Source organism: Streptomyces akebiae (genome assembly GCF_019599145.1).
GTDB classification, from domain to species: Bacteria; Actinomycetota; Actinomycetes; order Streptomycetales; family Streptomycetaceae; genus Streptomyces; species Streptomyces akebiae.
On sequence record NZ_CP080647.1, the window covers coordinates 7,460,740 to 7,479,462 of the forward strand.

Here is an 18,723-nt window from a genome sequence, read left to right on the forward strand (position 1 = left end):
AGGAAGAGCGGCTGGGGTACCGACCGGAGCAGAGGCATGTGGTGGCAGCCGTTCCGCGCTCCGGTGCTTACCTCGCGGTCCCACGCGAGGTCCGCCCCCTTCCGGACCGCGGAACGGCTGCCGCCTCCCCCTCGGGTTGGCCACGGAAGCCGTCGCCTCCAAGTGTGAAGCTCTCGTGGAGACAAGTCCTGAGCATATGCCTGTCACGTGCTCCTATGGACCGGAGCATCAGCTTCCGTTTGTGTAGGTTGAGCCGTGGACGAGTGCCGTATGCAACCGTTTCGGCTGCCTCAGCCCCGCCCCACGTACGGCATCGTCGTCGCCATCACCGTCGCGAACTGCACATTCGCCTCCAGCGGCAACTCCGCCATGTGCCGCACGGTCCGGGCCACGTCGGTCACGTCCATCACGGGCTCCGGCACGAGCTGCCCGTTCGCCTGGAGGACGCCGTTCGCCATGCGCTCGGTCATGTCCGTCGCCGCGTTGCCGATGTCGATCTGGCCGACCGCGATGCCGTACGGCCGCCCGTCCAGCGAGAGCGACTTGGTGAGGCCGGTCAGGGCGTGCTTGGTCGCGGTGTAGGCGACGGAGTGCGGGCGGGGCGTGTGCGCGGAGATGGAGCCGTTGTTGATGATCCGCCCGCCCTGCGGGTCCTGCTCCTTCATCTGCCGGTACGCCGCCTGCGCGCACAGGAACGCCCCGTTGAGGTTGGTGTCCACGACGTGCCGCCAGGCCGCGTAGTCCAGCTCCTCCACCGGCACCCCGCCCGGACCGAACGTGCCCGCGTTGTTGAACAGCAGGTCCAGCCGTCCGAACCGGTCGCGCACGGCGGCGAGGAGCGCGTCCACGTCACCGGGGCGGGAGACGTCCGTACGGACGCACAGCGCCTGAGGTGCGCCGGCTGCGGTCTCGGCGAGCTTGTCCTCGCGGCGGCCCGCGAGCGCCACCGACCAGCCGGTGCGCAGCAGCTCCACCGCCACGGCGCGGCCGATGCCGGAGCCCGCACCCGTCACGATCGCGATCTTGGTTCGCATAGCGTTCATGGCCACGCAGCGTAAAGGAGGGGGGCGCGCCGGGCCGCGCGGAAAGCGCCCGCCATGCGGAACTCATTCGTCCGCCATCTGGGTGTTGTGTACGTGACAGAAGATCGTCGAACCTGGCCACTCCAATGCCAAGAGACAACTCCCGTCAGACGAGGGCCAGATGACACCCACAGCCCAGAACGCCCGGAACTCCCAGGGGCCGACGCCGTCCCGTTCGTCCCACGCGTCCGAACTCCGCGCCGCCGCCCGTCACTTCGACCGCCGCCGCTTCCTCACCGTCACGGGGGCCGCCGCCGCGCTCGCCTTCGCCACCAACCTCCCCGCGGCCGGCGCCGCGGCCGCCGCCACGCTCGACGCGCGGCGGATCACCGAGGACCCCTTCACCCTCGGCGTGGCCTCCGGCGACCCGCTGTCCACCTCCGTGCTCCTGTGGACCCGGCTCGCCCCGGCCCCCTACCAGCCGGACGGCGGACTGCCCGCCGAACGCGTCGCCGTGCGGTGGGAGTTGGCCCACGACGACAGATTCCGACGGATCGTCAGACGCGGCACCGCCACCGCCCACCCCGAGTTCCACCACACCGTCCACGTCGAGGTCGGCCACCTCGCCCCGGGGCGCGTCTACTACTACCGCTTCCGCGCCGGCACCTGGATCAGCGAGACCGGCCGCACCCGCACCGCCCCCGGCCACGCCCACCTGACCGGCGCCACCGGCCTCTCCTTCGCCGCAGTCTCCTGCCAGCGCTACGACCAGGGCTACTACACCGCCTACCGGCACCTGGCCGAAGAGGACATCGATGTCGTCTTCCACCTCGGGGACTACCTCTACGAGTACGCCGTGAACTCCGTCGGCGGCGCCCGCAACTACACCGACCGCGTCCTGCCCGACGTCTTCAACCACGAGACGGTCACCCTGGAGGACTACCGGCTGCGGTACGCCCTCCACAAGAGCGACCCCGACCAGCGGGCCGCCCACGCCGCGCACCCCTTCGTCGTCACCTGGGACGACCACGAGACCGAGAACAACTACGCCGGCGACCACCCCGACGGCGGCGAACCCTCCGAGGAGTTCCTGCTGCGCCGCGCCGCCGCCTACCGCGCGTACTGGGAGAACCAGCCGCTGCGCCGCCCCCAGCGCCCCGACGGGCCCGACATGAGGCTCTACCGCCGCTTCCGGTGGGGCCGCCTCGCCCAGTTCGACATACTCGACACCCGCCAGTACCGCTCCAACCAGGCGCAGGGAGACGGCTGGCAGATCCCGGGACCGGAGTCCGCCGACCCCGCCCGCACGATGACCGGTGGTACGCAGGAACGCTGGCTCCTGGACGGCTGGGACCGGTCCGACGCCGTCTGGAACGTCGTCCCGCAGCAGGTCACCTTCTCCCAGCGCCGCAACGCCGTCGGCGACGTCTACCGGGTGGCGATGGACGCCTGGGACGGCTACCCGGCCTCCCGCGAACGCCTCCTCGCCGGCGCGGAGGCCGCCGGCATCGAGAACCTGATGGTCCTCACCGGCGACGTCCACGTCGGCTACGCCTTCGACATCAAGCGCGACTTCGACGACCGCTCGTCCCGGACCGTCGGCACGGAGCTTGTCGCCACCTCCATCAGCAGCGGCGGCAACGGCTCCGACAAGCCCGCGAACTGGGACACCTACATGACCGCCAACCCCCACATGCGCTTCTACCACGGCCGACGGGGCTACCTCACGGTCGCTCTCGACCGCGAGGCCGCGCGCGCCGACTTCAAGGCCGTGCCGTACGTGACGACGACCGGGGCCGGGATCTCCACCGTGGCGTCGTTCGCGGTGGAGGCGGGCCGGCCCGGGCTCACGCCGGCGTAGTCAGCAGCGCGTCGCCCCGACGGTCGTCCTCGCCGGGATAGCGCACCCCGATACGGTCGCGGATCGCGTCCAGGGTGCGCATCACGGCGAGGGTGCCGTCGAGCGGGACGAGCGGGGACTCCGTCTCACCGGCGCGCAGGGCCCGCATGACCTCCCGGGCCTCGTGACGGAGGCTGTTGCGCGGCCCGTCGGCCGGGTCCGCGGCGAACGTCTCCGGCTCGCGGCCCACGCGGTGCAGGACGAAACGGTCCGCGAAGAAGAAGCCGTCCGGGATGTCGATCCGGCCCTCGGACCCGGTGACCGACGCGGTGGTGGCGGTGCCGCCGACGATGGAGCAGTGCACCGACGCGAGGGCACCGCTCTCCCAGGAGAGCAGCGCGCCCGTCTGGAGATCGACACCCTCCTTCGAGAGCACCGCCTTCGCCGTCACGTCCGAGGGCTCCCCGAGCAGCAGATGCGCGAAGGAGACCGGGTACACACCCAGGTCGAGCAGCGCGCCCCCGCCCTGCCCCGGGTCCCGCAGCCGGTGCGACGGCGCGACCGGCCCGAGGATGCCGAAGTCGGCGTGCACCGTGCGCACCTCACCGATCGCACCGTCCCGCACCATCGCGGCGAGCCGGCGCACCACCGGATTGCAGTACGTCCACATGGCCTCCATCAGGAACCGCCCGCGCTCCCGCGCCAGCGCGACCAACTCCTCCGCCTCGCGCACGTTCAGCGTGAACGGCTTCTCGCACAGCACGTTCCGCCCGGCCTCCAGGCACATGCCGGCGGCCGTCCGGTGCGCCGAGTGCGGCGTGGCGACGTACACCACGTCCACGTCCGTGTCCTCGGCGAGCGCGCGCCAGTCGCCGTACGCCCTCGGTATCCCGAAGCGTTCCGCGAAGGCGTTCGCGGAGTCCTCGGTGCGCGAGGCCACCGCCACGACCTCGGCGTCCGGCAGGTCGACGAGGTCGGCCGTGAAGGCCGCGGCTATTCCTCCGGTCGCCAGGATTCCCCACCGCACACGTCCGTCGTTCGACATCGCCACCCCTGTCCTCGGCCCCGGGGCGGGACTGTGACCCCACCCACGTCGTACGAGCTGAGAGCATAGGTGGCGGAACGAACGGCGAGGGAGGGGCACATGCCCGAGGGGCACATACCCGGCTCGGCATCGGCCGAGTCGAACACGGTGGCGCCGATGGGGGAGCACAGGGGGCCGGACACGGAGGCGGAACAGCGGCCGTCGGAACGGCCGGGACCGCCAGGACGGCCCGGTGCCGCAGGACGGCCCGGTACGCCACGACGGGCGCGGTCGAAGCCGGGCTCCACCGCCCTCCGCCGCACCGGCCTCCTCGTCACCCTCATCCTCGGCGGGCTCACCGCCACCCCGCCCCTCGCGATGGACATGTACCTCCCGGCCCTGCCGGAGGTCACCACCTCGCTGCACGCCCCCGCCACCACGGTCCAGCTCACCCTCACCGCCTGCCTCGCCGGCATGGCGCTCGGGCAGCTGCTGATCGGACCGATGAGCGACCGCTGGGGCCGCCGACGGCCCCTCCTGCTCGGCCTCGCCGTCTACGTCGTCGCCACCGCCCTGTGCGCCCTCGCCCCCACCATCGAGACCCTCATCGCCTTCCGTCTGGTCCAGGGCCTCGCCGGTTCGGCCGGGATCGTGATCGCGCGGGCGGTGGTCCGCGACCTGTACGACGGCGACGCGATGGCCCGGTTCTTCTCCACGCTGATGCTGATCTCCGGGGTGGCTCCGGTCGTCGCGCCGCTGATCGGCGGCCAGATCCTCCGCGTCACGGACTGGCGCGGGGTCTTCGTCGTCCTCACGGCCATCGGCATCGCCCTGCTCGCGGTCGTCTGGGCGAAACTCCCCGAGACGCTCGCCCCCGCCGAACGCCACAGCGGCGGCATCGGCGAGACGCTGCACGCCATGCGCGGCCTGCTCACCGACCGGGTCTTCATGGGCTACACGCTCGCCGGCGGCTTCGCCTTCGCCGCCCTCTTCGCGTACATCAGCGCCTCCCCGTTCGTGATCCAGGAGATCTACGGCGCCTCCCCGCAGACCTTCAGCCTGCTCTTCGGCGTCAACTCCGTCGGCCTCGTCGTCGTCGGCCAGATCAACGGCAAGATCCTGGTCGGCCGGGTCAGCCTGGACAAGGTGTTCGCCGTCGGCCTCACCGTCGTCGCCGTCTCCGCGACCGCGCTGCTGCTGATGTCCCTGGGCGTCTTCGGCGAGGTCGGCCTCGGCCCGGTCTCGGCGGCCCTCTTCGTGCTGATGTCCGCGATGGGCGTCACCCTTCCCAACACCCAGGCGCTCGCCCTGATGCGGGTACGCCACGCGGCGGGTTCCGCGTCGGCCCTGCTGGGTACCTCGTCCTTCCTGATCGGCGCGATAGCGTCCCCCCTGGTCGGCGTCGCGGGCGAGGACACGGCCGTCCCCATGGCCGTCGTCCAACTGGCCGCGACACTGGTGGCCGCGGTCTGCTTCGTGGCACTGTGCCGTCCTTGGAACAGGCGTACGCCAGTGGGTACTTCGACGGGTACGACGGTGGAGGGAGCGGAGAGCTGAGCGCGCCGAGACTGCGCACGGACACCCCGGAACGGGCCGGACTGGACCCCGAGGAACTGCGCCATCTCAGCCGAGAGGTGCGCGCGCTGACGGAAGGCGACAGCCCCCGGGCCCCCGCCGCCGTGGTTCTCGCCGGCCGCGGCCCCGTCATCGCCGTCGAGGAGGCCGCGGGCTGGGCCGTCCGCTACGAGGCCTACGACGAACGCGCCGACACCGGAGTGGAGCTGCCGCCCGACTCCCGCATCCCGGTGCGGCCGGACACCCCCTTCGACCTGGCCTCCCTCACCAAGCTGTTCACCGCCGTGGCCGCCGTCCAGCAACTGGAGCGCGGCACCCTCGGCATCGACGCGAAGGTGGCGGCGTACCTCCCCGACTTCACGGGCGCCGCCGCGCACGGCCTCACCGTCCGCCACCTCCTCACCCACACCTCCGGGCTGCGCCCCGAACTCCCGCTGTACGACTGCCCGTCGCCGGACGCCCGGCTGGCGATGCTCCGCGCGGAGGCCCCGACGGCGACCCCGGGCACGGTCCACCTCTACTCCGACCTGAACCTCCTGCTCCTCCAACACGTCCTGGAGCGCCTCACCGGCCGGACCCTCGACGTGCTGATCCGCGACGGCATCACCCACCCCCTCGGCATGGTGTCGACGACGTTCGGCCCCTGCCCGGCCGCCGCGGCGACGGAGGACCAGCGCCGCCCCTGGGCGAAGGCGGACCGGGGCATGATCCGCGGCCGGGTCCACGACGAGAACGCCTGGTCCCTCGGCGGTGTCGCCGGCCACGCGGGTCTCTTCTCCACCGCCCGCGACCTGGCCGTCTTCTGCCGCACCCTGCTGGCCGGCGGCAGTTACGGTCCCGCCCGCATACTCGGCCCCGACTTCGTCGAGCTGATGCTGACGCCGCCGGGCCTCGGCTTCGCCCTCGACCAGCCCTGGTTCATGGGCGGGCTGGCGGGCCGGGGAGCGGCCGGCCACACGGGCTTCACGGGCACGTCGCTGGTCCTCGACCAGGCGACGGACACCTTCCTCATCCTCCTCACCAACGCGGTCCACCCCCGCCGACGGGACCCGATCAACAGGGCGCGGGCGGCAGCGGGGACCCGGTTGGCCCGGGCGGTACGGGGGATGTGACCGGCCGGCCCGCGGACGGCCCTGGGAACGCGGGGCAAGCGCGGCAGGTCGTGGCTCAGCGCGGGCGGGCGGGGGCGGTCAGGTGCTCCGCCAGGCGGTCCACGAACGCGATGATCCATTCCAGGCGTGGTCCGCCGCGAGCCACCCGGAACCCGTGCCGACGGGCGTGGAACGCGGCCCGGACGGCCTCCACCTGGGCCCAGCGCCGCAGCCGCCCCAGGTCGACCTCGGCGGCCTCCGCGTACACGTCCAGCACCCGGTGGACGGCCGCGCCGAGGTCGTCCGCCGCGAGGAGGCTCAACGCCCGTGACTTCAGCAGCGTGCCGCCGTCGTAGGCGGGGTCACCCGCCAGCCCCTTGGGGTCGACGGCCAGCCACGGCTCACGCTCGGCCCGCAGGATGTTCCTGGCGTGGAGATCGCCGTGCACGACGGTGTCCGGCTGGTCCGGGCCCAGCTCCCGCAGTGTGGCCAGCGCGGCGTCGACCGTGCGGCGGGGCAGCGCGTGCGGCAGTTCCGTCGCGTCCGCGCGCAGTTCCTCCGCCCAGGCGCCGGTCCGCTCCCGCAGCCGGGGCAGACCGGTCGGCGCGGGCACGGCCAGCCGCCGACTGAGCAGCCCGGCGACCCGCACGATCTCGTCCTCGTCGCCGAGCTCCGCCAGCGTGGACGTCCGGACCCGCTCCAGCAGCATCGCGAACCGCTCGTCGTCGCGCCGGTACAGCCGTACGGCCCCGCACCCGCCCCACGTCTCGAACGCGTCCGGCTCATGGACGTTGCCGGGATGCGGGAACGACACCTTCAGTACGGCGCCGGGCTCCCCCCGCCTCGCCACCGGGACGATCACCCCCACCCCGCCGTGCACGACCTCACCGTCCGGCTCGCACCCCCACCGGTCCAGCAACTCCGCCACGATACGGGGCAGTTCGGCGAGCCACACCGCCCCCGGCTCACCCTCCCGCTCGACCGTGCTCCATGCGAACGCCTCGGGTACCTCGATCATCCCGGCACCCTACGCGCCGACCCGCACGGGGGCCGGAGCCGAGGCGGCCGACGCGCTCACGCCCCCTCGTAGAATCGCCCCGTGAACGCCCCCGCCTCCCCTCCAGCCTCCTCAGCCGACACCCTCCGCACCGCCCTCGCCGGGCTGCTCGACGGGCTGCCGCCCAAGTCGGCCACGCAGGCGGTCGAGCGGCTGATCGCGAACTACCGGGGGCGGACGCCGACGCACGCGCCCGTGCTGCGGGACCGGTCGGACGTCGTGGCGTACGCGGCGTACCGGATGCCGGCGACGTTCGAGGCGGTGTGCTCGGCGCTGGAGGCGTTCGCGGCCGCGGTGCCCGGGTGGGTGCCCGGCGGTCATGTGGACGTCGGCGGGGGCACGGGCGCGGCGACCTGGGCGGTGAACGCGACCTGGGAGGGCGCGCGGCCGGTCACGGTGCTCGACTGGGCGGAGCCGGCGCTCGCGCTCGGGCGGGAGATCGCCGCGGCGAACCCGGAACTGAAGACCGTCGAGTGGCAGCGCTCCCGTATCGGATCGGCGCTCACCATCGAGAGCACCGATCTCGTCACCGTCTCGTACGTCCTGGGCGAGCTGACCACGGCCGACCGCGCGGCCGTCGTCGAGGCGGCGGCGACCGCCGCGCAGACCGTCGTGATCATCGAGCCCGGCACCCCCGACGGCTACGCCCGGGTCATCGAGGCCCGCGACCGGCTGATCGCCGCCGGCTTCCACATCGCCGCCCCCTGCCCGCACAGCGCCGCCTGCCCCATCGTCCCCGGCGAGGACTGGTGCCACTTCTCGGCCCGGGTCAGCCGCTCCTCCCTGCACCGCCAGGTCAAGGGCGGCTCCCTGCCGTACGAGGACGAGAAGTTCAGTTACGTCGCCGCCACCCGTGTCCCCCCGGCCCCGGCCCCCCACCGCATCGTCCGCAAACCCCAGATCCGCAAGGGCCAGGTCCTCCTCGACCTCTGCGAACCCGAGCCGGCCCTCGCCCGCACCACCGTCACCAAGCGCCACGGCCTCCTCTACCGGGCGGCCCGCGACGCGGAGTGGGGCGACGCCTGGCCACCGGCCGTGGGCGACGACGACCAGGTGTCCTGAGGCCCGCCGCCGGGGCGCGATCGAAAAGAAGTTGCGCCGCCCACGCGGTCTCCGGCTATGTCTTCGATCATGTCCACCACCCCGCGTCTGGTCGAGATAACCCCCGCCAACCTCGACGCCGCGCTCGGCGTACGCGTCCGCCCCGACCAGGAACACCTGGTCGAGCCGGTCGTGCAGTCTCTGGCCGAGGCGTACGTCCACCCCGGGGTCGCCTGGCCCCGGCTCATCATGGACGGGGAGCGTGCGGTCGGCTTTCTGATGGCCTTCCTCGACATCGACTGGAAGGGCGACGGCTCGGGCACCGACATCCGTTCCGGGCTCTGGCGGCTCAACATCGCCGCCGACGAGCAGGGGAAGGGGTACGGCCGCTTCGCCGTCGAGTCCGTGGCCGCCGAGATCCGCCGCCGAGGCGGAGACCGCGTCCACGTCACCTGGCACCCCGGCCCCGACGGCCCGGAGCCCTTCTACCTCGGCCTCGGCTTCCGCACGACGGGGGAGACCAGCGGGGGCCAGACGGTCGGCGTGCTGGAGACGGCCGGACCGAAGTCGACCACAGCTGAGCCGACGGCGCCTGAGTCGACCGCACCTGAGCCGACCGGATCGGAGCCGACGGCAGCCGAGTTGAGCGGACCAGAGTCAACGGCAGCCGAGTCGACCGGATCGGAGTCGAGTGGATGATCGCCCGTTCCGGTTCCCCCGGCGGTTTCTGCCGGATGGATCTCAAGACCCGTGACCTGCCCGGCACCGCCGCCTTCTTCGCCGCCACCCTCGGCTGGCATTTCGCGGTGGACGAGCAGGACCGGCGTCGGTCCACGAAGATCACCACCGGGACCGGCCATCGGATCGGCGGTGTGAGCGACCTCGCGCATCCCGTCCACCCGCCGGAGACCCCGGCCCACATCGCCCACTACCTGACGGTCGACGACGTCGACCGCCGCACGGCCACGGCGGTGGCCGCCGGGGCACGACTCGTCGTCCCGCCCTTCGACGCCGGGGACCAGGGGCGCATGGCCACGCTGGTCGACCCGGTGGGTGCGGCCGTCTCCTTCTGGCGGCCGTACCGGTTCGGCGGGTGGGGCTTCCCGTCGGGCGTCCCCGGCGCCCCGCATCGCATGGTCCTGGCCTGTCGACAGCCGGACGAGGCGCGGGAGTTCTACCGGGGTGTGACCGGCACGGCCTTCAACCCACGCCGACTTCGCCATGAGGGCGGCGAGGGACACGGGAAACGCGGAGGGCGCGGAGGACGCGGAGGACGCGTCACGGTGGGAGGTCATGGTCGGCGTCGGCGACTTGGAGGCCGTCGCGGCCCGCGTCCATGGCCAGGTCTCACGGTCGGCGGACGGTGGTCGCCCCGCGTCGCGGCTGACCAGCCCGGAAGGGCTCACCCTCCGGGCCGTCCAGCTCCACCACCGCCTCGGGGGGCCGCTGAGAGAGCGGCCCCCCGGCCGGTTCACGACGACTCGCCGGCCGTACGGTCCTCCGCCGTACCGTCTGTAGCCGTAGCCGCCCGTCCTTCCTGCCGTTTCTCCTGCAGCTTGCGCAGCAGTTCCCGCTTCTGGGCCTGGGGGTCGAGGCCACCGCCGACGCGGCCGCCTGCGGGGCCGCCGCGCAGGGCCTCGCGGCCCAGGTGCCGACGGGCGCCGCCCACTCCCAGCATGTTTCCTGCTCCACCTCGGGTCATGACGGTCTCCCTTCAGTGACGAGACGGTTCGTCTCGTCGATGTTCACCACCATGCGGCGAGACGCACCGTCTTGTCAACCTGGTAAATTCGCGGCATGGCCAAAAAGACCGCCCCTGATTCCGCCCGGCGCAGCGAGAAGTCGCGTCGCGCCATCTATGACGCCGCCCTCGCCCTCGTCGGTGAGGTCGGCTACCAGAAGACGACCATCGAGGGCATCGCCGCCCGCGCCGGCGTCGGCAAGCAGACGATCTACCGGTGGTGGTCCTCGAAGGCGGAGGTCCTGCTGGAGGCGTTCCTCGATCTGAGCAACCAGGCGGCGGAGGCGGCCGCCCGGCCCGAGGTGATCGGGGAGCATGCCGAGTACGAGATCCCGGACACCGGGGACCTCGAAGCCGACCTCAAGGCCGTCCTGCGCGCGACCGTCGACGAACTCCTCGACCCCAAGTTCGAGGTCCCCTCCCGCGCCCTGGCCGCCGAGGGCGTGGTCAACCGGGAACTCGGCGTCGAGTTCGTCGGCAAACTGCTCGAACCCCAGCTCCAGTTGTATGTGAAGCGCCTGCGCGCGGCCCAGGAACAGGGCGCCGTGCGCCCCGACATCGACCCGCGGATCGCCCTGGAGCTCTTCGTCTCCCCGCTCGCCCAGCGCTGGCTGCAGCACACGGGCCCCATCTCCTACGCGTACACGGACGCCCTCGTCGAGTACGCCCTGCACGGCCTCGCGCCCCGCTGAGCCGGCGACCCCGCCCGGGTGTGACCAAGGCGACCCGGTGTCGATCGAGCGGGGCCGGAGCGTGGACGGTAAATCACCTCAAAGCACGGGATAACCCGCCATCCCTGTCCGCGCTCCGGCATCGCCCCACCTACCCCGGATGTGGGCTCCGGCCACCCTCGGCGCAGGATGGTGGGACCATGGGGACATGCTGTCCGCACCACAGCGAGGCGAGGCGATAGATGAGCGCGACGTTCGGCGGCCGGACCGGTCGGCAGGGCAGGTTCTCCGAGTGGCTGCGTGCCCGCCGTGCCGGCCGCCCGCTCGACCAGGCCGCCGACGACACCGGCCGTGAGGAGCTGCTGCTCGCCGCGGCCGCCGCCGGACTCCCGCTCGCGCCCGCCGCGTACCCCTCGGGCTTCCGGTGTTCGTGCGACCGCGTCGGCTGTCCCACCCCCGCCCGGCACCCGGTGTCGTTCGCCTGGCAGACGCAGTCCACCACCGACCGCGGCCAGATCGAGCGCTGGGCCCGGCACCAGCCGCAGGCCAACTTCATCACCGCGACCGGCATGGTCCACGACGTGCTGGACGTCCCGCTCGCCGCCGGACGCGAGGCCCTGGAGCGGCTGCTCGCCGCCGGGATCGAGGTCGGCCCCGTCGCGGAGTTCGAGTCCGAGTCCGACGACGGACGGCTCCTCTTCTTCACCCTCACCCGGGGCACCCCCGAGGACGAGGACGAGTGGTGGCCCTGCGAGCTGGACTGCCACCCCGAGACCATGGACGAGCACCCCGGCCTGCGCTGGCACTGCCGGGGGTCCTACGTCCTCGTACCGCCGGCCCGGCTCCCCGGTGACCTCGGCGTCCACTGGGTACGCGGCCCCGAGCACCCGCTGCCGGACCCCCTGACCCTGCTGGAGATCCTCACCGACGCCTGCTCACGCCACGTGGGCGAGCAGCCGGACCACGCGCATTCGGCCTGGCCCTCCCGAGGCTGACCCCGCGCCCCCGGGTGCGCCGCCCGACTCCCGGGCGGTCACTCGCCCTTGGCGCCCGTCAGGCCGCCCACCTGGCTCACGACCCGCACCTGCTGGTCGGACCGCGTCTTCGCCGGGTCGAGGACCGCCTGGTTGTTCACGAACTCCAGGGTCAGCGACTGCTTCGGCTCGCCCGTCATCAGGGCGCGCACGGCCGCGTCGTTCACGGGGATGCTCACCCCCTGCGCGGCGGTCTGCTTCTGGTAGTGGCGGGTGGTGAAGAAGACCAGCGCCCCGCCGTCCGTGGTGCGCAGACCGACCGGCGCGTAGTCGCCGTTGGTGAGGGCCTCGTCGATGTACTGCCGCGCCAGGCCCGGCTTCTCCGCGTTCCGCTGGCGCCGCGCGCGCTCCTCGGAGGTGTACGGGCCGTCCGCGAAGAGCGCGCTGTCCTCCCTCAGGTACGTCACGTACCGGTCGGGCAACTGCGCGGGCTCCACGGAGAGTTCGGCGTCGTCGGGCTGCACCACCTGGGCGTGGCCGTCCTCGTCCTTCTGGAACTCGGGCATGTCGGCGGCGGGCACGATCGTGAGGAAGGAGACCTCCCACAGATCGGTCAGCCCGTCACGGGTGAACACGAACAGCCAACGGTCCGTCTTGTTGCCCTTGTTGGCGGTGGCGTCGGCGACGAACCAGCGCGGCCACGCCGCCTTCTCCGGGATCGTGTAGGTGACGTCGGCCAGCTTGAGCGGCACATGGTTCGGATTGCCGCTCGGGTTGATCTTCGCGCCCGAGCGGAGCTTGCCGCCGTCGATGTCGGCGAGCGCGCCGGTGACCCGGGAGGCGTCCTGGGACTGGTCGTTCGCCTTGTCCGCCTTGTTGTACGCGGTGGTGAAGTCCTGCAGCGCGCGCTCCGCCTCCGCCCGGGTCGCCGTGGGAACGATCTCCAGGTCGCCCCGGACCACCACGCACCCGCTCGCCGTCAACGACAGCGCGGTGACCGCCGTGGTCACCAGCACGCCACGCCCGTACGCGCGAAGCCCGCCCCGGCGACGAAGCCCGAGGAACCTCCCGCCTGTACGAACCGGACGAACCTCACGAAGCCTTCGTGGGCTCCGAACCCCGCGCACCCTGCTCATCAGGAATCTTCACCTTCCCCTTCCCGGAGGCGAACCCTACCGGGGCGAGGAACAGCGCGAGCGTCGGGATCAGATAGAGGCCCCAGACCGTGACTTGGAGGACCGTCGGGTCGGGCTGGAAGTTGAACACGCCCTTCAGAAGGGTGCCGTACCAGCTGTCCGGCGGGATCGCCCCGGTGATGTCGAACGCCCTGTCCGTCAGGCGGGGCACGAAGTCGGCCTACGGGCCGTCGGTGCCGTCGCTCGACGCCCTGACCGACGTCCACACGAACAGCGAGGTCTCCAGGCTCTCCCGGCCCACCGCCAGGAACGCGGTGGCCACCAGCCCGCCCGTGCCCATCCGCAGGGTCGCGTCCAGCCGGCCGAGGCCGTCCGTGCCGTCGGTGAAGGAGCAGCCGCGCCGCAGGAGCGTCGCCCCGTCGTTGGAGTCGGGGTGCGCGAGCCGTACGTGCGCGTCCGGCAGCATCGCCTTCAGGAACGGCTCGTCCCGCTCCTTCGCCTTGCCCACCGGGGCGCCCTCGCCCTTGTCACGGCCGAAGGCGTCCCCATTTCGCGGTCAGGAATCCCGTTTCGGTGTGATCAGGACATCACCCGTCCGCGGATGCGGGAACACCTCCACCGGCTGCCGGTACACCTTCGACAGCAGCCCCTCCTCGAAGACCTCGGCCGGCGGCCCGTCCGCCGCGATCCGACCGTCGCGCAGCACGGCCACCCGGTCCGCGTACGCCGCTGCCAGCCCGAGATCGTGCAGGACGACGACCACCGCGTCCCCGGCCCGCGCCCGATGACGGCACACCCGCAGCACCAGCTCCTGATGCCTGAGGTCCAGTGCCGCCGTCGGCTCGTCCAGCATCAGCAGCGGCGCCCGCTGCGCGAGCACCCGCGCCAGTGCCACCCGGGCGCGCTCGCCGCCGCTCAGCGCGGAGAAGGGCCGCGCGGCGAACCCGGTGACCTCGGTCACCGCCATCGCCTCCGCCACGGCCACGTCATCGGAGTCCGCCTCGCCGTCCCCGTCCGGCTGCCGCGCCCAGGGCGCCCGCCCCATCCGTACGACGTCCTCCACGGTGAAGGGGAACGACAGCGTGGCGGACTGCGGCAACACGGCCCGCCGCAGCGCCAGTTCGGAAGCCGACCACTCACCCACAGGCCGGCCGTGCACCCGTACGACCCCGCCGGCCACCGGCAGATCCGCCGCCAGCGCGCCCAGCAGCGTCGACTTGCCCGCGCCGTTGGGCCCGACGAGCGCCAGCACCTCACCCGCGCGCGCCGCGACGGACACGCCGTGGAGGACCTCGCGCGCACCGAGGCGGACGGTGACGGCGTCGGCCTCGGCGAGGACCTCACCGGGGTCGGACGGGGCCGGGGGAGTGGGAGCCCCCGAGCCGAGACGCCCCCGGAGGAGCCCGCGCAGGGCCCCTGCGCCCGGTGCGGACCTGGTGCCCGTCGTGGTCCTGGTGCCCGATGTGGGCCTCATGCCCAACCTCCCTGCTTGCGACGGGTCCTGCGGAGCAGCCAGAAGAAGAACGGGCTGCCGATCAGGGCCGTGAGGACGCCCAGGGGCAGCTCGGCCGGCTGGACGATCGTGCGGGCCGCGAGGTCCGCCGCCAGCAGGACGACCGCCCCGGCGAGCGCGCTGCCCGGGATCAGGAACCGGTGTCCCGGCCCGGCCGCCATCCGCAGCAGATGCGGGACGACGAGCCCCACGAACCCGATGACACCCGACACGCTCACGGCGGCGGCGGTCAGCAGCGCGACGACCAGGATCAGCACGACCCGCAGCCGCTCCACGTCCACCCCGAGATGCCGCGCACCGCGCTCGCCCAGCGCGAGCAGGTCCAGCTTGCGCGCGTGGAACGGCGCCACGGCCAGCCCGATCACCGCGCACGGCAGCACGGCCAGCACCTTCGGCCACGTCGACTGCGCGAGCGAGCCCAACTGCCAGAACGTGATCTGGTTGACGGCCGCCGTGTCCTCCGCGAGGAAGATGAACAGCCCGATCGTGGCGCCGGCGAAGGCGTTCACCGCGATCCCGGTGAGAATCAGCGTCACGACCTCGGTCCGGCCGCCCGACCGCGACATCGCGTACACCACGAACACGGTGATCAGCCCGGCGACGAACGCGAGGACCGGGACCGTCCAGTTCCCGAGGAACGTGATCCCGAACGCGATCGCCGCGACCGCGCCCACCGCCGCGCCCAGCGAGACCCCGATGACACTCGGCTCCGCCAGCGGATTCCCGAAGACGCCCTGCATCAGCGCCCCCGCACACCCGAGTGACGCCCCGATCAGCAACGCCAGCACGATCCTCGGGAACCGCACGTTCCACAGCACCGACTCGGGAACGCGTGCCAGCTCCGCCCCGCCGAGTCCGATCCGATGCGCGACCGAGGAGACCACGTCACCGGTGGGGATCGGATAGGCCCCGAGCCCACCGGCGACCGGGATCAGGACGAGCAGTGCGACGATCAGGCCGACGGTGAGCAGAAGCGGGGCACGACGACGTCCGGAACCGGAGGGCTGCCGACCGCCCTTCCCCGCGCCTTCCACGGCCGCGCTCGCCCCGTCGGTGCCGTCCGCCCCGCCGGACCCGCCGGATCCGTCGGCCCTCTCCGGCTCAACCGGCTTGTCCAGTACGGTCACTTGGTCCTCTCACGGATGGGGTCGGCCCGGCCCGGTCGTTCACCGGCGGTGCGGTGACCTGGTACGACCCGGGGCCTGGTTGATGTTTCAATGCGGGGGTGACCGACTTCGATGTGCTGCGGGTGTTCTGCGGGCCCCGCGGCGGATACGGCAACGAACTGGGCGTTGTCCGCGAGGGCTCCGTCATGCCCGACCGCGCCGAGCGCCAGGAGTTCGCCGCCAAACTCGGCTTCAGCGAGACCGTGTTCGTGGACGACCCCGAGCGCGGTGTCATCGACATCTACACCCCCTCGCTGCGCCTGCCCTTCGCCGGATACCCCTGCGTGGGCGCCGCCTGGCTGCTCGACGTACCCGAACTGGTCACCCCGGCCGGAGTCGTCGGGGCCCGGCTGGACGGCGAGTTCAGCTGGATCGAGGCCCTGCCGGAGTGGGCCCCGCCCCGTACGTTCCGCCAGTACGCCTCCGCCGCCGAGGTCGACGACCTGCCGGTGCCGCCGCCCGGCGACTGGATCTACGCCTGGGCATGGGAGGACGAGGCCGCCGGCCGCGTCCGCGCCCGGGGGTTCCCCGGCCGCGACGACGGCATCGACGAGGACGAGGCCACCGGCGCGGCCGCCCTGCAGCTGACCGGACTGCTGGGCCGCGCCCTGAACATCACCCAGGGCACCGGCTCCCAACTCCTGACGGCACCGCAGCCGCACGGCTGGGTGGAGGTCGGGGGCAGGGTGTTCCTGGAGAGGTGAGAGCGCCTTGGAAGCAAGGGCGCGCTTCTCGGGGGCGCGGGGAACCGCGCGACCAGCCCCCACCCACCCGCACCGGACACACGACCTCAGCGGCCCCGAAGCCCCCCGCCCCGGCGAGCGCGGCGGCTACGCGCTCAGGGGGAACTCCTCGCCCAGAGCGAGGAAGACCGCGGTGTTGAGCGAGAACGCCCGCTTGCACTCGCTCACGATCCGCTGCTTCTCCAGATCGTCGACCCGCACCCGGTCCAGCAGCTCCCGGTACCCCCGCTTGAACGCCGCCGGGTTGGTGATCTCCTCGAAGACGTAGAACCGCACCCCGTCGCCCTTCTTGGCGAAGCCCCACGTCTTCTCGGCCCGGTCCCGGATGATCTGCCCGCCGGAGAGGTCGCCGAGGTAGCGCGTGTAGTGGTGGGCCACATAGCCGCCGGCCCAGGTGCGCGCGCACTCCGCGACCCGCTCCGCGTACTCCTCGGTCGCCGGCAGCGCCGTGAGCGTCGCCCGCCAGCCGGGGCCGCGCAGATGCTCCAGGTCCCGCTCCAGCGCGCCCAGCCGCATCAGCTCGGGCTGCACGAACGGCCCCGCGACCGGGTCGTCGGCCAGCGCCGGAGCGGCGCTCTCCAGCGCCTCGTACACGAACCACAGCTGCTCGGTGTACCGCGCGTACGCCTCGACGCCGAGTTTCCCGCCCAGCATGTCGCCCATGAACGTCGTGGTCTCCGCCTCCGTGTGCTGCTCGTGCGAGGCGGTGCGGATGAGCGTGGAGAACGCCGTGTCCGAGGTGACCGACGCGTTCATGGAGGCCTCCGGTGCCGATGAGGGATGGACGAGAACCTGCTGGCATTTTCTATAGTTAGGCTTACCTAAGTCAACAGGTTCCCGACTCCCTGTCGGTAAAAACGTTACCCCGGATCCCCACCGCCTCCACAGGGAATCCACGCACGAAAGAACCCGCCGCCGGCCCGAGGCCGACGGCGGGTTGTGACGAGGCGGAGCCGCGACAGGCGCGAGCGGGCCTACGGCAGCGTGAGGATCTCCGCGCCGGTCTCCGTGACCACCAGCGTGTGCTCGAACTGCGCCGTCCGCTTGCGATCCTTCGTCACGACCGTCCAGCCGTCGTCCCACATGTCGTAGTCGTGCGACCCGAGCGTGAGCATCGGCTCGATCGTGAAGGTCATCCCGGGCTGGATCATGGTCGTGGCGTGCGGGGAGTCGTAGTGCGGGACGATCAGCCCCGAGTGGAACGACGAGTTGATCCCGTGCCCGGTGAAGTCGCGCACGACCCCGTACCCGAACCGCTTCGCGTACGACTCGATGACGCGCCCGATGATGTTGATCTGCCGCCCCGGCTTGACGGCCTTGATGGCGCGGGCGAGCGACTCGCGGGTCCGCTCGACGAGCAGCCTCGACTCCTCGTCGACCTCCCCCACCAGGTAGGTGGCGTTGTTGTCGCCGTGGACACCGCCGATGTACGCCGTCACGTCCAGGTTGACGATGTCGCCGTCGTTCAGCACGGTCGAGTCGGGGATGCCGTGGCAGATGACCTCGTTGACCGAGGTGCACAACGACTTGGGGAAGCCGCGGTAGCCGAGCGTCGAGGGGTAGGCCCCGTGGTCGCACATGTACTCGTGCGCGACCCGGTCCAGCTCGTCCGTGGTGACCCCGGGCGCGATGTGCTTGGCCGCCTCGGCCATCGCCCGGGCCGCGATCCGGCCGGCGATCCGCATCGCCTCGATCGTCTCCGGGGTCTGCACCTCCGGCCCGGTGTACGGAGTCGGGGCGGGCTTGCCCACGTACTCGGGACGGCGGATGTTCCCCGGTACGGGGCGGACGGGGGAGAGCTTCCCCGGTGCGAGCAGCGACTGGCCAGACATGCCAGCGAGTTTAACCAGCGGTGGTGGGGGACCATGTCGGTGACGACTGCCGAAGGGAACTCAGGTCATGCCCCTGTTCAAACGGCGTACCGCCGGCAAGCCCGGTGAATGGTTCTACTGCCTGGAACACAAGAAGGTCGAAGAGGGTCCCGACTGCCCCGGCAAGGACCGCATGGGCCCCTATGCCTCCCGCCAGGACGCCGACCGAGCCATGGAGACGGCCCAGGAACGCAACGCGGAGTGGGAGACGGACCCGCGGTGGCACGACAGCCCCTCCGGGGAGCCCGGCGCCTGACC

At 72.4% G+C, this 18,723-nt stretch carries 17 protein-coding genes and 4 pseudogenes; 10 read left to right on the plus strand and 11 right to left on the minus strand.

Features of this window, described 5'->3' with window-relative positions; all coding sequences use genetic code 11:
• Positions 1–290 precede the first annotated feature (290 nt).
• The gene (locus K1J60_RS32275) at positions 291–1,043 is read right to left on the minus strand and encodes an SDR family oxidoreductase (RefSeq protein ID WP_220649284.1); all 753 of its coding nucleotides are present in this window, start codon (positions 1,041–1,043) and stop codon (positions 291–293) included.
• A gap of 160 nt (positions 1,044–1,203) precedes the next feature.
• On the opposite strand from K1J60_RS32275, the gene K1J60_RS32280 reads away from it, so the two are divergent.
• Positions 1,204–2,883 (plus strand): alkaline phosphatase D family protein, encoded by a 1,680-nt coding sequence (locus K1J60_RS32280; RefSeq protein WP_220649285.1) that lies wholly within the window; start codon positions 1,204–1,206, stop codon positions 2,881–2,883.
• Here K1J60_RS32280 and K1J60_RS32285 read toward each other — a convergent pair.
• On the minus strand, positions 2,870–3,907 hold the full coding sequence (locus K1J60_RS32285; RefSeq protein ID WP_220649286.1) for a Gfo/Idh/MocA family protein: 1,038 nt from the start codon (positions 3,905–3,907) through the stop codon (positions 2,870–2,872). The two genes, K1J60_RS32280 and K1J60_RS32285, sit on opposite strands and share 14 nt — an antisense overlap.
• Before the next feature lie 99 nt (positions 3,908–4,006).
• Between K1J60_RS32285 and K1J60_RS32290 the strand changes: the two genes are divergently transcribed.
• Together K1J60_RS32290 and K1J60_RS32295 are read left to right on the plus strand one after the other, a co-directional pair.
• Entirely contained in the window at positions 4,007–5,443 is a 1,437-nt protein-coding gene (locus K1J60_RS32290) for a multidrug effflux MFS transporter (protein ID WP_259408027.1), read from the plus strand.
• Positions 5,371–6,573, plus strand: coding sequence for a serine hydrolase domain-containing protein (locus K1J60_RS32295; protein ID WP_398683624.1), 1,203 nt, complete (start codon positions 5,371–5,373; stop codon positions 6,571–6,573). The genes K1J60_RS32290 and K1J60_RS32295 overlap by 73 nt, the downstream gene beginning before the upstream one ends.
• Positions 6,574–6,628: 55 nt before the next feature.
• Here K1J60_RS32295 and K1J60_RS32300 read toward each other — a convergent pair whose 3' ends face one another.
• Complete coding sequence (locus K1J60_RS32300) at positions 6,629–7,570, minus strand: aminoglycoside phosphotransferase family protein (protein ID WP_220649288.1); 942 nt, start codon at positions 7,568–7,570, stop codon at positions 6,629–6,631.
• An 81-nt stretch (positions 7,571–7,651) separates the two neighbouring features.
• Between K1J60_RS32300 and K1J60_RS32305 the strand changes: the two genes are divergently transcribed.
• The 3 genes and pseudogenes from K1J60_RS32305 to K1J60_RS46250 form a co-directional block, all read left to right on the plus strand.
• Complete coding sequence (locus K1J60_RS32305) at positions 7,652–8,671, plus strand: small ribosomal subunit Rsm22 family protein (protein WP_220649289.1); 1,020 nt, start codon at positions 7,652–7,654, stop codon at positions 8,669–8,671.
• 69 nt (positions 8,672–8,740) lie between these two features.
• Positions 8,741–9,208 (plus strand): annotated as a pseudogene (locus K1J60_RS32310) (GNAT family N-acetyltransferase); the annotation flags it as partial.
• Between the two features lie 176 nt (positions 9,209–9,384).
• Positions 9,385–9,657, plus strand: a pseudogene (locus K1J60_RS46250) (VOC family protein); the annotation flags it as partial.
• 464 nt (positions 9,658–10,121) lie between these two features.
• Here K1J60_RS46250 and K1J60_RS32320 read toward each other — a convergent pair.
• Complete coding sequence (locus tag K1J60_RS32320) at positions 10,122–10,352, minus strand: DUF6243 family protein (protein WP_184894870.1); 231 nt, start codon at positions 10,350–10,352, stop codon at positions 10,122–10,124.
• A gap of 95 nt (positions 10,353–10,447) precedes the next feature.
• On the opposite strand from K1J60_RS32320, the gene K1J60_RS32325 reads away from it, so the two are divergent.
• Entirely contained in the window at positions 10,448–11,083 is a 636-nt protein-coding gene (locus K1J60_RS32325) for a TetR/AcrR family transcriptional regulator (RefSeq protein WP_184894872.1), read from the plus strand.
• Positions 11,084–11,304: 221 nt separating this feature from the next.
• Positions 11,305–12,057 carry a bifunctional DNA primase/polymerase gene (locus tag K1J60_RS32330; RefSeq protein WP_220649291.1) on the plus strand — a complete coding sequence of 251 codons (753 nt, stop codon included), beginning with the start codon at positions 11,305–11,307 and terminating at the stop codon, positions 12,055–12,057.
• A 38-nt stretch (positions 12,058–12,095) separates the two neighbouring features.
• On the opposite strand, the gene K1J60_RS32335 is transcribed toward K1J60_RS32330, so the two are convergent.
• The 5 genes and pseudogenes from K1J60_RS32335 to K1J60_RS32355 form a co-directional block, all read right to left on the minus strand.
• Positions 12,096–13,172 (minus strand): hypothetical protein, encoded by a 1,077-nt coding sequence (locus K1J60_RS32335; RefSeq protein WP_220649292.1) that lies wholly within the window; start codon positions 13,170–13,172, stop codon positions 12,096–12,098.
• Positions 13,129–13,536: pseudogene (locus tag K1J60_RS32340) on the minus strand (iron transporter); the annotation flags it as partial. The gene K1J60_RS32335 and the pseudogene K1J60_RS32340, both read right to left, overlap by 44 nt.
• Positions 13,516–13,716: pseudogene (locus K1J60_RS47235) on the minus strand (deferrochelatase/peroxidase EfeB); the annotation flags it as partial. The pseudogenes K1J60_RS32340 and K1J60_RS47235, both read right to left, overlap by 21 nt.
• Positions 13,717–13,728: 12 nt before the next feature.
• The gene (locus tag K1J60_RS32350) at positions 13,729–14,646 is read right to left on the minus strand and encodes a heme ABC transporter ATP-binding protein (protein WP_220649293.1); all 918 of its coding nucleotides are present in this window, start codon (positions 14,644–14,646) and stop codon (positions 13,729–13,731) included.
• Complete coding sequence (locus K1J60_RS32355; RefSeq protein ID WP_259408342.1) at positions 14,643–15,656, minus strand: FecCD family ABC transporter permease; 1,014 nt, start codon at positions 15,654–15,656, stop codon at positions 14,643–14,645. Before K1J60_RS32355 ends, K1J60_RS32350 begins: the two co-directional genes overlap by 4 nt.
• A 254-nt stretch (positions 15,657–15,910) precedes the next feature.
• Between K1J60_RS32355 and K1J60_RS32360 the strand changes: the two genes are divergently transcribed.
• Positions 15,911–16,555: a PhzF family phenazine biosynthesis protein gene (locus tag K1J60_RS32360; protein ID WP_220649294.1), complete on the plus strand. Its 645-nt coding sequence runs from the start codon at positions 15,911–15,913 to the stop codon at positions 16,553–16,555.
• Positions 16,556–16,681: 126 nt separating this feature from the next.
• Here the strand turns inward: K1J60_RS32360 and K1J60_RS32365 are convergent, their stop codons facing one another.
• Together K1J60_RS32365 and map are read right to left on the minus strand one after the other, a co-directional pair.
• Positions 16,682–17,350, minus strand: a complete 669-nt coding sequence (locus tag K1J60_RS32365; protein WP_220649295.1) for a biliverdin-producing heme oxygenase — start codon at positions 17,348–17,350, stop codon at positions 16,682–16,684.
• A gap of 218 nt (positions 17,351–17,568) precedes the next feature.
• On the minus strand, positions 17,569–18,426 hold the full coding sequence (map, locus tag K1J60_RS32370) for a type I methionyl aminopeptidase (RefSeq protein WP_220649296.1): 858 nt from the start codon (positions 18,424–18,426) through the stop codon (positions 17,569–17,571).
• A gap of 67 nt (positions 18,427–18,493) precedes the next feature.
• On the opposite strand from map, the gene K1J60_RS32375 reads away from it, so the two are divergent.
• Complete coding sequence (locus tag K1J60_RS32375; protein ID WP_220649297.1) at positions 18,494–18,721, plus strand: hypothetical protein; 228 nt, start codon at positions 18,494–18,496, stop codon at positions 18,719–18,721.
• The last annotated feature ends 2 nt before the right edge of the window (positions 18,722–18,723 follow it).

Excerpts from the sequence above, each read along its gene's own strand:
- map (WP_220649296.1), bottom strand. The coding sequence starts at position 18,426 with ATGTCTGGCCAGTCGCTGCTCGCACCGGGGAAGCTCTCCCCCGTCCGC.
- K1J60_RS32280 (WP_220649285.1), top strand. The coding sequence starts at position 1,204 with ATGACACCCACAGCCCAGAACGCCCGGAACTCCCAGGGGCCGACGCCG.
- K1J60_RS32350 (WP_220649293.1), bottom strand. The coding sequence starts at position 14,646 with ATGAGGCCCACATCGGGCACCAGGACCACGACGGGCACCAGGTCCGCA.
- K1J60_RS32325 (WP_184894872.1), top strand. The coding sequence starts at position 10,448 with ATGGCCAAAAAGACCGCCCCTGATTCCGCCCGGCGCAGCGAGAAGTCG.
- K1J60_RS32275 (WP_220649284.1), bottom strand. The coding sequence starts at position 1,043 with ATGAACGCTATGCGAACCAAGATCGCGATCGTGACGGGTGCGGGCTCC.
- K1J60_RS32375 (WP_220649297.1), top strand. The coding sequence starts at position 18,494 with ATGCCCCTGTTCAAACGGCGTACCGCCGGCAAGCCCGGTGAATGGTTC.
- K1J60_RS32335 (WP_220649292.1), bottom strand. The coding sequence starts at position 13,172 with ATGAGCAGGGTGCGCGGGGTTCGGAGCCCACGAAGGCTTCGTGAGGTT.
- K1J60_RS32330 (WP_220649291.1), top strand. The coding sequence starts at position 11,305 with ATGAGCGCGACGTTCGGCGGCCGGACCGGTCGGCAGGGCAGGTTCTCC.
- K1J60_RS32290 (WP_259408027.1), top strand. The coding sequence starts at position 4,007 with ATGCCCGAGGGGCACATACCCGGCTCGGCATCGGCCGAGTCGAACACG.
- K1J60_RS32320 (WP_184894870.1), bottom strand. The coding sequence starts at position 10,352 with ATGACCCGAGGTGGAGCAGGAAACATGCTGGGAGTGGGCGGCGCCCGT.
- K1J60_RS32285 (WP_220649286.1), bottom strand. The coding sequence starts at position 3,907 with ATGTCGAACGACGGACGTGTGCGGTGGGGAATCCTGGCGACCGGAGGA.
- K1J60_RS32300 (WP_220649288.1), bottom strand. The coding sequence starts at position 7,570 with ATGATCGAGGTACCCGAGGCGTTCGCATGGAGCACGGTCGAGCGGGAG.
- K1J60_RS32365 (WP_220649295.1), bottom strand. The coding sequence starts at position 17,350 with ATGAACGCGTCGGTCACCTCGGACACGGCGTTCTCCACGCTCATCCGC.